A 15,721-nucleotide genomic window follows, 5' to 3' on the forward strand; every position below is an offset into this window, starting at 1 on the left:
AAAGGGACGTCACGTGTGAAGGAATTTAAGGTTTTATGCGGCCTGCGCGAACTTCCGTGCCGCTTCGTGCAGGAGTTCAAGTCTCTCGCGTTCCACTATACCAGAGACTTTGCCAAGGGCGCCTATTATCTTCTTCACTATATCCGTTATATCGAAAGTGGTAACGTCTCGCAAATCCGTATCAGGATCTCCGTTAACTTTAAAATAATAGCATCTTGCCGAATTAACCTTTGCCCTTATATCGATGATTGTGTCGGCATAGATTATTCTCTCATTCTCAGGCCTACCCTGATTTAACTCATCTATCAATGCCCTTTGCCTATCATTGGTAGCTATTACCGCTACTTTCATGCCGGATTTAGCTAGTTTAGGCAGAAATACCCCTAAACCATTATCAAAGGTAACCTTTTCTGAAAAGATGAAGGTTGATTTGCCCGGGTTAAGGATGTTCTCTATTGATAAAGACTCTGCCAGCCCTCTGGTAAAGTCAGTGGCTCTTGGCTCACTTCTATACCACTCTTGCGGAAGCGCTAACTGGGCTTCTTTCTCCGCAGGCGGAGTTCTACATATCACATCTTGCTTTATAAATTCGGAAATATCGACTTTTTCAAATACCCCATCATCAATTTTGTTAAATTTGCCTGTTTCGACAAAATCCTTTCTTAATATCTCATCAACTCTTATCCTTTGTGCCGGATGCGCTTTATAGGCGGAATTATCTGTATAAAATCTTCCTCCGGGGGTTAAGGAAGCCCAGACATTTTCAATGCTTTGCCTAATATCACCTCTTTTGGCTACGCTCTGTCCTAGCGCCGCGTTGATTACCACGATATCCAGTCCTTTGCTAAAAGAACCCGGCTCTCTCATATCACCCTGTCTTAATGTAATCAGTTTTCTATATTCGTCTTTTAAGGCAACAACGTCCTTAGTTTTATAGATAAAATATTTATTTATGGCTCCTCTTAAGTATTTTGGAATTCTTTTTACATAAACCCAATTTAGTTCCTGCGGATTGGGTTCAATAAAATCTGTCCCGACTATTTCAAAAACACGATTAGGGTAAAAATGCTTAAGCATAATGGCTATAGCGTAGGCATCTTCTCCTTGCCAGACGGCATGGACAAGGATCTTCACGGATTTATATTTTGGTAAAGTATCCACATATTCCTTTATGCTCTTTAATTGATCTTTATATCTAAACCATATGCTCCAAAGCGGCAGGATACCAAATTCCTTGAGGGAAGGAACCACAATTGAGTCATACAATTCTGGCAGATCCTCTCCGAGCCTAAGATACCTAAGATAATCATCAGGAGATTTGCCTTGAGCCAACTTTTTTAAACTAGCAATATTAAGAGGTTTGGGAGCAACTGACTCCACTATGTTGCCATCAATAGGTATAACGCGCGGTAGCGGCCATCCAAGCTCTGCAAGTAGAGCTCTAAAATGATCAAGCACTTCGGCTTCATCTTCCCAGTTCAATTGCTCAATCGGCCTTATTTTATTCTCCCGCTGCTCCCTCGGAGGTACTGACTGGGCTTCTTTCTCTGGAGCTTTCAGCACTGGTAATACTTTAAGAAGCATTATGCGCTGTACTGTATCGTCATGATGAACAAAATCCAGAGCTAGATCTTGATCAAAACCTTGCCTACGGTAAAAGTTAAATACTGATGCACCTGTTAAGCATTTCCCGAATACTGAAACTACAGGCGCGCCGCATTTTCGAAGATAAGGCTCTATGTGATTTTGGTACCATGCCGGCGCCAAACCTTTCCGTCTTAAGCGGTCCATAAATATAAAATTTCGTATCTCTACCCGCTTTTTAAGATTATGATACACCCTGGTTTCAACCGTTCCCTGCCATGGCCGCGATGTCTTTGTAACAGTATAATACATGTCATCTGTAGCCAATACGTTAGTTTTGGGCAATAAATCTCCTGAGAGGCCTTCTATTTCAAGCTCATTAGATGGAATAACCATAGTCAATGCGGCAAGCACTTCGCTTCCGTTAAAAAGCCTTAATTGTATCGTTTCGGCGGTCATCTCTTTTACTTCAACTTTTAAATCAATAGGTACAGATTGTCTGGCTAATTCAGCTTTGATCCGGTCTATCGGAAACAATGATTCCGGCTTAACGCTTGGATCAAAGGAAATTTCTTTTGAGATCCGTGCCACATTACCCTGCTTCTTCGACATCGCATAATCCCTATTAATAACATCGGGATGTACGGCAAATGTAAGGTTTGCGAATTCAAGACGTAGGGAGTTGTTCTCAATGCGTCCACCCTGCCCTACTTCGCGCTCTATTCGGAGATTATCGTTTTCAAACCTTTTCCGCGTTGATATTATAAAAGCGCTTATTTCTTCCGATGTAGTCGGATTCTTATCTTTGAATTCCTCGTCAAACAGCTCCTTCGCTTTAGTCGACCTTGCCCTTATCTCATGGAATAGCCTCGCTATTATCTTCCTTCTTCCCTCTTTTGAATCTTTCTCATTATCTAGAGCGAATACCGTAACATAGGTACCGGAGTGCCCCCATACCTTCTTTCCAGAGAATATAGGCAGTTCATCCTCACTCTTCACGAATATAACCTGAATCCTACATTCTGAGGAAGAGAGAGTCACCTTTAGGCGATTAAGCATATTATCCGCTCCACAGGCAGTGATACATGCTTTAAAATCTTCTTCAAGATATGGAATGGATGATAAGCTCTTGGTTAGATTGGCATGGTCTTTTATGAATTCATCAATAGGATCTTGATGCGCGATAAGGCGCTCCTCCATCATATTGCGCATCTTTTGGTAAACTATTGGATTGCCAACTAGAGGGGCAAGCGTATCCGGGTTAGCTATAATGACGGTATCGGTGCAAAATAGGCAGATTAGAGCTATAGATATGGCTCTAGATATTATGCTATATTTGAAATTATGTGTAAACATATAACATACATTATACCATATGAATCTGTTAAGGCAATAGAAAGATATCTACCTTTTTTCGCTTTAACTTTTTTGATCTGTGTATGGAAATTTGAGGAACTTCTATTTGCGGTCTTTTATCAGGAAATCGCTTAAGGCAGGATTTTCAAGCAAGCTTCCGTAGTGAAAAACTACGAAACCACCGGCGCCTGATTTCTGGCAGATCCGGAACTCTTGCTTGAATGTATCGGGCCAGAGCACTAACTTATAGGCTCCGAGTCCGATATTAACTTTCTTAAAATCTGCGGTCTTCAATTTAGCTTTCACGATCCATTGCTCAAATTCATCCGGATGCGGTGAATAATTCATCACCGTAACATAATCCACAAGCCCGCGATCGATCCAGGACGGCCAGTTTTGAAAGGCTTCAAGATAGGCGCGTGAATACGGCATGCAGCCTGTAGCGGATATTTTAATACTTGGCCGCGCCTTACGCGCTCTATCTACAAGCAATCGGAGAACCTCTGTCACTTGATCGCGTTTCCAGTCTTTCCAAACCTTGCTCGACTCATCGATCGTTTTATTACCGGTCGCTTTTTTAAAACGCTCAATGTTCATCGGTGTATAACCATATACCGGATCTTTATCCGGATAGCGGATGTAATCGAACAGAACGCCGTCTAAGCCGGGATAGGCGCTAAGCACTTCGCCGAGCACACCCAAGAGCTCCTCCCTGACCCGCAGGTCTCCCGGTTCCAGAAAAAACTGATTATCTATCTTATAATCTCTAAGAGCTCTCTTCTTTTTCAGATTTCTCGTAAGGATATCAGGGCCGTATTTTTTAAGAAACACAGCGTCTTTATTAGCGCCCAGGCTCAGCATGTTCATCCAGGCGTACACTTCTATCCCGTTTGCGTGAGCTTCCTTAATAAGAAGAGCCAGCGGATCTTCTGAAAGGTTCTTTAGACATTCCTGATACGGTGAGGAATCCGCGATTTTGGAGGGAAACCACGCTTTATTGGCATAGTAGATCTGCACAGAAAGGGTTTTGATCCGGGCGCTTCTGGCGAAGACGATGAGTTTGCCGATATCCCGGCGGCTGGAAAGGACAGGAGGATCCTGTATAACCGAAACAAAAAGGCCGCGGCGAAAATCATCTTCACATTCAGCTAAGGAAGAAAAGGTAAAGAGCGCGCATAAAATACAGAATACGATTCTTTTTTTCAACATCAGATAAGAGGTGTACCCTCATTAGAAACCGGCGCCGAAGGTTCTTCGTCCTGCGCTTTTTTCTTATTCAGTTTACGCAGCATCTTCTCTTCTTTCTTCTTCTTCTTCGCTAATTCTCTCTGATATTTTTGATATGAGTAATTATCTCTTGCCAATGTCTCCTCCTTCTATCTGGAGCTTTTTGCACCGAAAAAAATGCCCTCTCCTACAGAAGAGGGCATTTGAATAACAGTCCTACAGGAACTAGAGAGTATTACAAGTCTCTCTTTCTTAACGGCCTGCGTCCTTGCGCTTAGAAAAACAATCCTTGCAATAGACAGGACGGTCTTCTCTGGGCTTAAACGGTACTTCGCATTCTTTCTTACACTCGGCGCACGTCGCCTTGTGCATCTCTCTCGGCGCTCCGCCGAACCCGCCACCTTGATATGCCATGTTACCTCCCTTTTTAGCACCGATAAAAGCCCTACACTTACAGCCCATAGGGCCTTTATACGGAAATAGTGTATCACAATCTCTGTAAAAAAGTAAATAATTATATTATATTTTACATGTGCTATAATATTGTAAAGTTTATTATGCGGTTTTAACAAATAACCGGAGACACTATGAAACGATGCGAAAAGAGGGATATTCTTTACAGGCAGTGGGGATCTACCTCTCCGAGGGCCGTGGTATTAATGGTGCATGGCCTGGGCGGCCACAGCAATAACTGGGAGTTCGTAGCGAAGTTTCTTATCGAACACGGCATCGCATCTTATTCGATTGAGCTCAAAGGTTTCGGCAATACAGAAGGAGTGAAAGGGCATATAGATTCTTTGAATACATATATTAAGGATGTCCGCCGCCTTTACAGTATAATAAAGAGAGAGCATAGAAGGCTCCCCGTCTTTATCGCAGGCGAAAGCATGGGCGGCCTTATAGGGTTTCTCACGGTTATTAAAAAACCGAGGCTCTTCAGGGGGCTCGTATGCATGTCACCCGGGTTTGCCAGCAGCCTGAAGTTCTCCCTGGTCGAATACATCAAAATGATCTCGGCACGTTTCTATAACTCGAAGAAACAATTTCTGATGCCCTTTACCAATGAAATGTGCACCCGTGACCCGGAATGCAAAAAGATCATGGATAACGACAAGCTCGAACATAAGTTTGCTACGCCCCGCCTTCTTCATAGCATACTCATGGGGCAACTCTCCAGCAGGCTCTTCAAGCACAAGGTGAGGACCGACACCCTGTTCCTGCTTGCCGGCGCCGACACATTTGTAAGCTCTGACGCGAGCAAAGAGATATTCAAAGGGATAAGATTCGAACATAAAGAGATGATCGAATACCCGGAGATGCGCCATAGCCTTACGATGGAACTCGGAAGAGAAAAAGTTTTTGTCGATCTTCTCCGATGGCTGAACAAGCGGATATAGGCTATCGCTATCGAGGTCTAGCATATGATCAATTCAATGGTAAAGACCCTTCTCAAGAATATCACCATAAAAGACATCTTAGAGACGATCAATAAGAGGTACGGCAATAAAACGGCCCTCCGGATAAAAAATGAAGATGGTTCTTTCAGGGAGATCTCTTACACAAAACTGGGGCGGCGTGTCGTCAGCATCTCTTCCGTCCTTATCAACCTGGGCATAAAGAAAGGTGACAGGATAGCGATATTCTCCGAGAACAGGCCCGAATGGGCGGCCGCATACTTTGGAATTATAGGCTGCGGCGGCATCATCCTCCCATTGGACGTGAAATTGACCGACCCGGAAGTCCGGTTCATCCTGAATGATAGCCAGGCAAAATGCATATTCGTAAGCGGCAAATATATTGAAACGATAGACCGTTTAAGAGAATCCCTGACGCATCTTAAGAATATAATACTTTTCGACAAGAGCCCGCGTACCGACATAATACAGCTAAATAAATTGAGGCCTCACAGGGGAAAAGAACGAGATAGGCCGATATATCCCGAAGACACCGCGATCATAGTCTATACATCCGGCACTATGGGCCTTGCCAAAGGCGTTGAGTTAAGTTACAAGAATCTGCTCTTCCAGGTGCTCGAGTTCAGCGAGATCATACGCGCGACCCCTAAAGAAAAGCTCCTTTCCGTCCTGCCGCTAAATCATATGCTGGAGATAACCGGCGGCCTTATAGCGCCGTTATACGCGGGTTCATGCGTCACCTATTGCGACACTCTGAAGACCGGTACGCTCTTGCCATTAATGAGGGAAACAGGAACCACGGCGATCATCTCTGTTCCCCTCGTTCTTAAGTTGATCCATTCGGGGATAATGAAGAAAGTCGCAAAATTATCTCCTTTCAGGCAAAAAGTCTTTAAAACACTGTTGTCCACATCGGCTTTTTTACTCAAATTCAAAATAAGGGCAGGAAGGCTATTCTTCCGCTCATTGCATAAAGAGTTCGGAGGCAGATTGCATACTTTCATCAGTGGAGGCGCGCCTCTCGACACGGATATCGAAATCGATATGAATGCTCTCGGCTTCAGGATCCTGCAGGGATATGGCCTTACTGAAACGGCGCCTGTCATATCTGTCAATACCTTTAAGGATAATCGATTTGGCTCTGTCGGTAAACCGTTGCCCGGCGTAGAGGTTATGATACTGAAAGAGAAAAATACCGATACCGAGGGAGAGATCCTGACCCGCGGGCCCCATGTAATGAAAGGTTATTTCAGAAATCCTGAAAAGACCGCGGAGACGATCAGGCGCGGGTGGTTTCATACCGGAGACTTGGGCTACCTGGACAAAGACGGGTTTTTGTACATATCAGGCAGGATAAAGAACATGATAATATTGGGCGGCGGTAAAAAGGTATTCCCGGAAGAAGTCGAGAGCGTTATGGGCCATAGCCCATATATAAAAGAGATATGCGTATCGGCCAGAACGGCCGGCCGCGGCCTTCGCAAAGGGCATGAAGAAGTTTACGCTATTATAGTACCTAACCTTGAACTTTTCGGGCAGGAAAATATGGTTTCGAAAGAAGAGATAACCGGTAAGATATCATCTGAGATCGCCCGTTTAAGTAAAAATTTGGCAGCATATAAAAGGATAATGAGTTTCGATGTATCTTATGAGGAACTGCCCAAAACTGTTACGAAGAAAATAAGGAGAGATCTTATTCTTGTTTCGCCCCTCTTAAGATCGGATATTTCTTAAGAGTCTCAAAATTACCGAATAATGATTCCAATATCGCGCTCCACACGATCTGATGTCTCCTGTCAAAATAGATGGAATCGATAACAGTCCTGTCATTCACCGTGACAACCTGGATGCCCGTGTAAAACATGTCATATTCCTTACTGGGCCCGGGACATTTTTCAGACCAGCGGACCTGACCCTCCATCTTAACCGGATTCTTCATTATCGGATCATAGACCTCAAGCATAAGAAGATCGTCTCTTATCAGATGCTTTTTAGAAACGACGAGCAGGCCTTCAACACTGACATTGTTGCACAGTCCGAAATATTTAGACGGCACATTGCTATCATGATGGCTCTCAATAACATGAAATTCGACTCTAATATTGATATCGTATCTGACTTTAAAATAGACCTCCATCTCAGTATCATACCTGGGATATTTTCTTCTATTAATATCAATATTTTCCATGATGCCCCCTCTTATACTGTATATAATTATAGCATATTTACCCTAATGTATGAATAATTTAAACCATATGCCATAATTTAACATGATTTTTTCTCCGCTATTTGAATTTTAAAGAAAGTATGATATACTTTCCTGCAATGGTACATTATAAGCGTTTTCTATTCTGTCTGGCCATCATGGGACTGCTATCTCTTTCATATGTAAGCCACGCCTTCTGCCAGGAACACATACGAAAGCTTGATGCTGTCAGAGCTTCGATGGCTAAAATGGGAAGCGCGCTTCCGGAACTTACCCGAAAAGCTCAACCTCGCGATATCAGAACTATGGAGAGGGTGTTCGAAATAAATAACTACTCCCTCGTCACCATAGAATCATACTTTAAGATGATAAAGATAGCGCTCTCATCCGGCACGGGGCTGAACAAAGATGTCTTAAGCATACTGAGCGGATGGCTGAAATTCGTATCGAACTACTGCGAATATGATATCAAATATATAGATGAGGCGCTCGCTCAAACAAATGACGCCGCGATCATCGAAATACTGAAATCCGAGAAAAACAACATTTCATCCCTGCGGGATGCTTCACAGTCCGGCATAAATGAGAATACCGCAACATCCAATAAGCTATAGACCGGCCTAATTGCGAGTTTTATCCCTATCCTGAGAAAAACGGTCTCTTCCACTTTCAGGGGAAAGAGTGCCGTTCATGCCAACAAGCGCCACATTGATCTTCTCTGTCGGGGGCATGATCCGCGCCAAGTCAATGTTCTCAACTTTCAAACAACTCGTCTTTTCCTTTTCTACCGTATTGACCTTATTGATATTTTCCTGCAACCCATTTTCCGTATCGCGGGTATCTTCCCTGATCGATTCCAGCAGCATCTGTTTTTGCTCCAAGTCCGCTGTATACTGACAGGAGTAGGATGTCGCAGTCTCGGCAAGGGTTCCGAACACAAAAAAGTCCATCACTAATGTGAGCACTATGGCCATTCTTGCAAAACGAGTTAATGTCGACATCTTTACCACCGCCTTCAATTACTTTATACACTTTATAAAAATTTTTATCATGAAATCAAAAAAAATCCCCTCACCATTTATAGTATATCATTATAGCTCAGGTTTTTCAAGTCTAACAACCTTACTTTTTTATATTCTAACTTTATTAGATTATTGTGAAAAATTAGCTTAAAGAAGTATCTCAATAAGGTCGTAGGACAGGTTTAAACCTGTCCTACGACATGAGTTATTCTCCAGACTAAACCGTACGCTTTAAGGATACTAAATCGTGCAGGCTGGATCGCTCTTATCACCGTGCTTCTCATGCTTATTCTGTTTATGCTCCTTCATGGAAGCCTTCATCTTATTAAACTGCTCAGGGGTCAGGATCTGTTTCATAGCCATGACCTTATCCACCCTGTTCTGTATCTGCTGGCCGACCATATTCTTGATCTCGGCTACCAGGCCATCCACTTTAGCCTTATCAGGCGCCGGCTTCTCAAGTTCTGTCTTCAGGCCCGTACGAGCCGCCTGGATCTTTTCCCTGAGATCCTTTGACCTTGAGCCAAATTCTTCCTTTTCTTTGGCAAGCTGCTCTTTCTGCTGAGGCGTAAGCTGGAGCTCCTCAGACATTTTATTGAAATGGGCCTCCTTCTTCGCCGTATTCTGCGCGGCATTCCCGGCTTCCTCGGCATATACACCGGATTGCAAAAGAACCACTGCCGCGATCACTGCCACTGCCAAACTTCCACAGATCTTTCTACTCATGTTAATCACCCCCCTTTATTATTTTAGACAACTGCATATACAGGAAAGTTCCTGTTATAGGATATTTTCCATACCTGTAGCGATATCTGTATCGAACATACTGGTTCCGTTGGCCTGGCCGGCATCAAGTCTCGCCAGAAAAGAGGCTTGCTCATTCAAATACTCGTCCAGAGCACGGCTCTGGGACCCAGAAACGGCCGCCAATATGGCGATAAGGATCATAGCGCCTGCGGCGAACGCCGCAATCGGCTTTGGTATCCTTAATATGGATGAGAATATCTGTCGTATAACCTCCACCACATTTGCGAATATTCCCGCCCTGGCGCCGGCTTCCGATAATGCGATCTTTTCCTTTATGCCTTCCCATATATACGCCGGAGGTTTTTCTTTTCCTGCAAGAGCAAAAGGCCTGGCGGCATCTTCACGCGCAAGTTTCTCGAAATTGCCGCACTCCGTGCATACTCGCAGATGCTCCCTCATCTCACGCTGGCCCTTGGCGTTCAATTCCCCGTCCATATGATCGGTCAGCATCAATTCCCGTGCTCTTTCGCATTTCATGGCCGTCACCCCTTTCTACCCGCCTCCATAAGCTTTTCACGCGCTCTCTTCAGCCTGGAACGGACCGTGTTTATGTTTATATGCAGCGTATCCGCTATCGACTGATAATCGAACCCTTCTATTTCCCTCAAGACGATGCAGGCCCGCTGGTCCGGGTCGAGCAAATCCAGAAGAGAACTTATTCTCTTTTCGGAGTCGGCCCTGTCGAGCTCCGATCTCACGTCGCCCTGAATCTGCACATCATGCACTACCGGATCGTACTCCACTTTGCCGCGCTCATACTTTGCCTTACTCTTTGAATAGTTGATCGCGGTATTGGCGGTAATGCGGTAGATCCAGGTCTTGAACGATGAGCGGAACCCGAAATTCCTGAGGTTATCATAAACTTTGACAAATACATCCTGCGTGACCTCATCCGCATTATCCCGATTATTGGTTATGCGAAATGCAACATTATATACGAAGGTAGACATGGCCTTATATATCTCTTCAAAAGCAGCCACGTCACCCTGAGACGCCTTCATAACAAGTTCATTAGATATATCCGGCATAGGCACCTTGTACTATTTTAGACATTAGCGCGGCCCTGAAAGTTCCCGTTTATTGAAAATTTAAACTGCTTCCCTGGTAGCTATTAAGCTGACACCGGATACGAGGAAATTCTCGATGATGGTATCGCCCGCCTTGGTGGGTTTTATTATCTTTACCTTCCTCACCTCTTCCATAGCTCTATATAGATCTTTTTTAGAAATGGGCTTGTTCGTTCTTACAGGAACGAGCTTCAGGGAAAGCCCCTCCGCAAGCACAGTAGTGGTGAATATTCTCGTAGGATTCTCGATCTCTGAGGCCGCATATAAAATGCCCTTAGGGCATCTCGCGCCCCGCACTTTTACGATCTTCTTATCCTCAATATCCACAGACAGGCTGCAGCCTTTCGGGCACTCTATGCAGATCATATTCTTTGTCATATGCGGCCCCTTATATATCCGGCAGCCAGCTTTCCTGCCAATTCGCTGTCGGCCGTTACGGAATCCACGTAGTCATATACCTTGAAGGCATTGCCGCAGACGAATATGCCGGGCATCGATGTCTCATTTACCGTCTTTGAGACCGGAGAATTAGTTCTCTTGTCTATTGCGACGCCTGCCATCTCTATAAGCTCATTTTCAGGTATAAGCCCAACCGATAACAGGATGGTATCGCACTCTATCGTGAACTCCTTTCCGGGGATCACGTCCATCTTATCATCGACTTTCGCCGCAATAATACTTTCCACTCTGTCCCTGCCGAATATCTTTAACACTTTATGGTTAAAGTACATGGGAATATCAAAATCTTCCACGCACTGGACCACATTCCGGGCCAGTCCGCTGGTCCTCGGCTGTATCTCCAATATCGCTTTTACCTTCGCGCCTTCCATCGTAAACCGTCGAGCCATTATGAGGCCAATATCTCCGGAACCTATTATGACAACTGATTTGCCCGGCAGGAACCCTTCGATATTTATCAATTTCTGAGCGAGCCCCGCGGAAAATATGCCTGCGGGCCTTGTGCCCGGGATATGTATCATCTCGCGTGTCCTTTCGCGGCAGCCGGTGGCCATTATCAGGGCTTTAGGCCGTACGGTGAAAAGGCCTCCCGGTTTAAGATATGTAAGGGTCTTGTCCGGCCGAAGGCGCACGACGAATGACCGCAAGCTTATCTCTATGCCGGGTATCTTTCTTATCTTCTGTATGAAACGATCGGCATATTCCGGCCCGGTCAATATCTCTTTAAAGTAGTCGAGCCCGAAACCGGTATGTACGCACTGGTTCAACAGCCCGCCCAGATACTGGTCGCGTTCTATGAGAAGGATATCCTTTATTCCGCTCTCACGCGCCGCGATGGCCGCCGCCATGCCCGCCGGCCCGCCGCCGACTATGACAAGATCTTTATTTATCACCTGATCTGTCTTCCTTTACAATCTCTGAGCCCTTTCCCCTCTTCGTCACGCTAGAGGGCGGGATCTTCATTTGGCCGGAGAGTATCTTCATAAGCCGCGTCGTGCAAAAACTGCCATGGCATCTGCCTGCCTGGGCCCTGGTCCTGAACTTTATCCCGTCGAGCGTTCTTGCCCCTCGAGCTATTGCCCTGCGCACCTCTGCGGCGGATACCATCTCGCATCTGCACACAATATCACCATATTCAGGATCTTCTTTAATAAGGCGCCCAGCCTTTTTAAGCAGGCGATCCGAAAAAAGATGGGCCTCTTCTTTGCGATATTTATTAAAAATTCTCTTCTTCTTCATTCCAAGGCCGTGCTTCTTCAATATGCCGGTCACCATTAACGCTATAGCAGGCGCGGCCGTGAGCCCCGGAGACTGTATGCCGGCTACATTAATAAAACCCGGCACTTTATCTTCATGCCGAATGATGAAATCGTCTCCTGCTGCAGGCCTTAAGCCCGCAAAATAGGCTATTATGTCATTTTCATTTATCGAGGGTACCAGCCTCTTCGCATTGGCAAGCACCTTTTTTAATCCCGCGGCGGTGGTCGAAAGATCCTCTTTGTCTTCAACGTCTTCCGATGTCGGGCCTATCATAGGATTACCATCGGAAGTCCTGATAACGAGTATACCTTTGGATGCCTTGGAAGGCAGAGGAAATATGAGATGTTTGGTTAGATGCTCTCTCTTTTTATCGAGAAGAAACTCTTCGCCCTTACGGGGTCTTATCTTAAAATCATCCACTCCTACCATACCCGATATATCGTCCGCATAGAGTCCGCCCGCATTTATTACAAATCTCGCGCTAAATGTTTTCCCTGAGGTCCTTATCTTAAAACCGGGCTTCTCGGGCGTAATCTCCGTGACCTTAGTTTCGGTATATATCTCGACGCCGTTCATCACAGCATTCTCGGCGAAGTTATAGACCCACCTGTAAGGACTTATCACGCAGGCGCTCGGAGAATAAAGCGCCGCTATTACATCATGCGACAGATTCGGCTCATGCTTCCTTAGCCAGGCTTTATTTACGATCTTAAGCCCCGGGACTCCCAGCGCCTTGCCGTCCTCTTTTAACTGCGAAAGCCGCGAGGTCTCCTCTTTATTGAAAGCGACGATCAGCTCTCCCACTTCTTTTAAATCGATCGAAAGCTCCCTGGCCAATTTCCTCGCCAGGAGATTGCCCTGGACACATAATTTGCCCTTAAGAGAGTTTGGAGGGTTCTGAGTGCCGGGATGGATAATGCCGCTATTAGATTTCGATACGCCGAAGGCAAGCTCTGCCTCTTTCTCGAGGAGAGCGATCTTTATATCATAGCGTGAAAGCTCACGTGCTATCGCGGTGCCTGTTATGCCTCCGCCCACTATGCAGACATCGTAGTATCTCATACCGTGAGCGTCCTCTTCACGGCCTCTAGCCAGCCGGCATAGAGCGAGGACGCGGTCTTCTTCGCCATCTTTGGAACAAATACTCTATCGGCCTGCCAGCACCTCTTTATCTCGCGAGTATCCTTCCAGTAACCGACAGCGAGGCCCGCAAGATACGCCGCGCCAAGCGAGGTGATCTCTATCACCTTTGGCCTTACGACATCAATACCGAGTATATCCGCCTGGAACTGGCACAACAGGTCATTCACTACCGCGCCGCCGTCGACCTTCAGGCTCCTTATCTTAAGCTTCGAATCTTTCTGCATGGCATCGACCACATCTTTCGTCTGGTAGCATATGGCTTCGAGAGCGGCGCGCACAAAATGGCTCGCATGTGTGCCCCTCGTGATACCGAATATGGCGCCGCGCGCTTTCTGATCCCAGTAGGGCGCGCCTAACCCGACGAGCGCGGGAACGAAATAGACTCCCGCGTTATTTGCGACCGAGGCAGCCATCGCCCCAGACTCCGAAGCATGCTTCAAAATCTTTAGCCCGTCTCTCAGCCATTGTATGGCCGCGCCGGCAGTAAATATGGAACCCTCCAGGACATAGACGGGTTCGGCATTGGCGCCGCAACCGATCGTCGTAATAAGCCCGTGTTTCGAGACGGGCCTCTTCTTTCCCGTATTCATAAGGACAAAAGATCCCGTGCCGTAAGTGCTCTTCATCGTGCCGGGTTCGAAGCATGTCTGGGCGAAGAGCGCTGCCTGCTGATCTCCGGCAAGCGCGCATATGGGTATGCCTTCCTGGAGGCGCCCTATGCGCACCGTGCGGCCGAACATACCTGACGATTTTTTAACTTCGGGAAGGATCTGCCGCGGGATCCTGAATTTCTTAAGTATCTCCTCGTCCCATTTGAACTCGCCGATATTGAAACACATTGTACGGGAGGCATTCGTATAATCGGTCGCATGCGCTTTACCGCCCGTCAGCTTCCACAATATCCACGAATCGGCCGTGCCGAAACATATCTCGCCCCTCTTAGCCCTGGCGCGCAGGCCCGGCACATTATTCAGCATCCACTCGATCTTAGTTGCGGAGAAATACGCGTCGATGGGCAGCCCCGTCTTCTTCCTGAAGAACTCCGTCATCCGGGGCCTCTTCTTAAGCCCTTCACAGCGGTCCTGGGTCCTTCTGCACTGCCACACTATCGCATTATGGGCCGGCTTCCCGGTCTTCCTGTCCCACATTATCGTGGTCTCACGCTGATTGGTAATGCCTATCGCGGATATAGAAGCATGGGGTGCTTTGGCAAGCGCTCTCTGTATTGAATCATTGACGCTGTTCCACAGGTCGTGAGGATCGTGTTCCACCCAGCCGGGACGTGGAAAATGCTGGGGAAATTCCTGATAAGCACTGGAGACCTTACGCCCTTTCTTGTTGTAGATTATGGCGCGGCTTCCCGTGGTACCCTGGTCTATCGCTAAAATGTATTTTGCCATCTATCCCCTTCGATTATATCCTTTTTTCCGTCCACTTCAACAGATCCTCAAAAACCTTCTCCTTGCCCAAATCTATCGAAAGCGCATGATACATACCAGGATATTCTATTAATGTCTTGTCCTTGGCCGTAAGACGTTTAAATATTCCGACGCTGACGCGGGAGTCGACTATCTTATCGTCCCCTGCAACGAGAAAAAATACGGGATCTTTCAGCTTCTTGGCTAAAATCCATGAAGCCATTTGCATAAATAATATCTTAACGATCGAATGTGATGAAGCCAGGCGATGCTCGCGCTCATCGGAATCCATCTTCTTTCTATATTCTTCATCGCGAGTGCACATCGACGAATCAAACGGCAGCTTGAATTCTTTTCCCGGATTATAGAGAAGGGATGCGGAGATCTTCAGGTAATTCAGCATCGACATCTTCAGTCTACTCCCGAAGGCGGGCGAAAAACAGACAAGGCCGTCGAAGAGGCCGCTTCGCCTCACGACGAGCGTAAATGATATAAGCCCACCCAGGCTCTCGCCTATCAGGAATATCTTTTTTCCGGGATTATTCTTTACGATTATTTCGCGAAGGCTGAAGATGCCGTCATTATAATCTTCGGGATTCGGGCATTCGATAGCGTAAGACGAGATATCATTCTTGATGAAGAAGTCGGCCAGCGCTTCCCATCTTCCGGTGTGGGCTCCGATCCCGTGCACCAATAAAAAAACGGCTCTGGCTCGAGGGGAGATCCATTGCCTGTAGCCGTTCTCTTCGCTCATCCG

Annotated in this window: 17 protein-coding genes; 3 read left to right on the plus strand and 14 right to left on the minus strand. The window is 46.3% G+C overall.

Going from position 1 to position 15,721, the window contains the following annotated elements; genetic code table 11:
- Positions 1–33: 33 nt before the first annotated feature.
- The 4 genes from NTY76_01075 to NTY76_01090 all read right to left on the minus strand — a co-directional run bounded on the left by NTY76_01075 (position 34) and on the right by NTY76_01090 (position 4,581).
- Positions 34–2,787 carry a hypothetical protein gene (locus NTY76_01075; GenBank protein MCX5677689.1) on the minus strand — a complete coding sequence of 918 codons (2,754 nt, stop codon included), beginning with the start codon at positions 2,785–2,787 and terminating at the stop codon, positions 34–36.
- 255 nt (positions 2,788–3,042) lie between these two features.
- Positions 3,043–4,149 (minus strand): family 10 glycosylhydrolase, encoded by a 1,107-nt coding sequence (locus NTY76_01080; protein MCX5677690.1) that lies wholly within the window; start codon positions 4,147–4,149, stop codon positions 3,043–3,045.
- Complete coding sequence (locus NTY76_01085; protein MCX5677691.1) at positions 4,149–4,304, minus strand: hypothetical protein; 156 nt, start codon at positions 4,302–4,304, stop codon at positions 4,149–4,151. The genes NTY76_01080 and NTY76_01085 overlap by 1 nt, the downstream gene beginning before the upstream one ends.
- 115 nt (positions 4,305–4,419) lie before the next feature.
- Positions 4,420–4,581, minus strand: coding sequence for a DNA-directed RNA polymerase (locus NTY76_01090; protein ID MCX5677692.1), 162 nt, complete (start codon positions 4,579–4,581; stop codon positions 4,420–4,422).
- Positions 4,582–4,754: 173 nt separating this feature from the next.
- Between NTY76_01090 and NTY76_01095 the strand changes: the two genes are divergently transcribed.
- Positions 4,755–5,564, plus strand: a complete 810-nt coding sequence (locus NTY76_01095; GenBank protein MCX5677693.1) for an alpha/beta fold hydrolase — start codon at positions 4,755–4,757, stop codon at positions 5,562–5,564.
- A gap of 24 nt (positions 5,565–5,588) precedes the next feature.
- On the plus strand, positions 5,589–7,316 hold the full coding sequence (locus NTY76_01100) for an AMP-binding protein (GenBank protein MCX5677694.1): 1,728 nt from the start codon (positions 5,589–5,591) through the stop codon (positions 7,314–7,316).
- Here NTY76_01100 and NTY76_01105 read toward each other — a convergent pair.
- Complete coding sequence (locus NTY76_01105) at positions 7,276–7,770, minus strand: PilZ domain-containing protein (GenBank protein MCX5677695.1); 495 nt, start codon at positions 7,768–7,770, stop codon at positions 7,276–7,278. The genes NTY76_01100 and NTY76_01105 overlap by 41 nt on opposite strands.
- Positions 7,771–7,907: 137 nt before the next feature.
- Here NTY76_01105 and NTY76_01110 point away from each other — a divergent pair, with 137 nt between their 5' ends.
- Entirely contained in the window at positions 7,908–8,402 is a 495-nt protein-coding gene (locus NTY76_01110; GenBank protein MCX5677696.1) for a hypothetical protein, read from the plus strand.
- Between the two features lie 6 nt (positions 8,403–8,408).
- Here NTY76_01110 and NTY76_01115 read toward each other — a convergent pair whose 3' ends face one another.
- From NTY76_01115 to NTY76_01155, 9 genes are all read right to left on the minus strand, one after another.
- Positions 8,409–8,789, minus strand: coding sequence for a hypothetical protein (locus NTY76_01115; GenBank protein MCX5677697.1), 381 nt, complete (start codon positions 8,787–8,789; stop codon positions 8,409–8,411).
- Positions 8,790–9,050: 261 nt separating this feature from the next.
- Positions 9,051–9,536 (minus strand): periplasmic heavy metal sensor, encoded by a 486-nt coding sequence (locus NTY76_01120; protein ID MCX5677698.1) that lies wholly within the window; start codon positions 9,534–9,536, stop codon positions 9,051–9,053.
- Positions 9,537–9,590: 54 nt separating this feature from the next.
- Positions 9,591–10,094, minus strand: coding sequence for a zf-HC2 domain-containing protein (locus NTY76_01125; protein ID MCX5677699.1), 504 nt, complete (start codon positions 10,092–10,094; stop codon positions 9,591–9,593).
- 5 nt (positions 10,095–10,099) lie between these two features.
- A complete protein-coding gene (locus NTY76_01130; protein ID MCX5677700.1) occupies positions 10,100–10,645 on the minus strand; it encodes an RNA polymerase sigma factor in 546 nt (181 codons plus the stop codon).
- 60 nt (positions 10,646–10,705) lie between these two features.
- The gene (locus NTY76_01135) at positions 10,706–11,062 is read right to left on the minus strand and encodes a DUF1667 domain-containing protein (protein MCX5677701.1); all 357 of its coding nucleotides are present in this window, start codon (positions 11,060–11,062) and stop codon (positions 10,706–10,708) included.
- Entirely contained in the window at positions 11,059–12,036 is a 978-nt protein-coding gene (locus tag NTY76_01140; protein MCX5677702.1) for an FAD-dependent oxidoreductase, read from the minus strand. The genes NTY76_01135 and NTY76_01140 overlap by 4 nt, the downstream gene beginning before the upstream one ends.
- Positions 12,026–13,465, minus strand: coding sequence for an NAD(P)/FAD-dependent oxidoreductase (locus tag NTY76_01145; GenBank protein ID MCX5677703.1), 1,440 nt, complete (start codon positions 13,463–13,465; stop codon positions 12,026–12,028). Before NTY76_01145 ends, NTY76_01140 begins: the two co-directional genes overlap by 11 nt.
- Complete coding sequence (gene glpK, locus NTY76_01150) at positions 13,462–14,946, minus strand: glycerol kinase GlpK (protein MCX5677704.1); 1,485 nt, start codon at positions 14,944–14,946, stop codon at positions 13,462–13,464. Before glpK ends, NTY76_01145 begins: the two co-directional genes overlap by 4 nt.
- Before the next feature lie 13 nt (positions 14,947–14,959).
- Positions 14,960–15,718 carry an alpha/beta hydrolase gene (locus tag NTY76_01155; GenBank protein ID MCX5677705.1) on the minus strand — a complete coding sequence of 253 codons (759 nt, stop codon included), beginning with the start codon at positions 15,716–15,718 and terminating at the stop codon, positions 14,960–14,962.
- Between the last annotated feature and the right edge of the window lie 3 nt (positions 15,719–15,721).

The sequence above is a fragment of the Candidatus Omnitrophota bacterium genome (assembly GCA_026387175.1).
Taxonomy (GTDB): Bacteria; Omnitrophota; Gorgyraeia; order 2-01-FULL-45-10; family 2-01-FULL-45-10; genus CAIMPC01.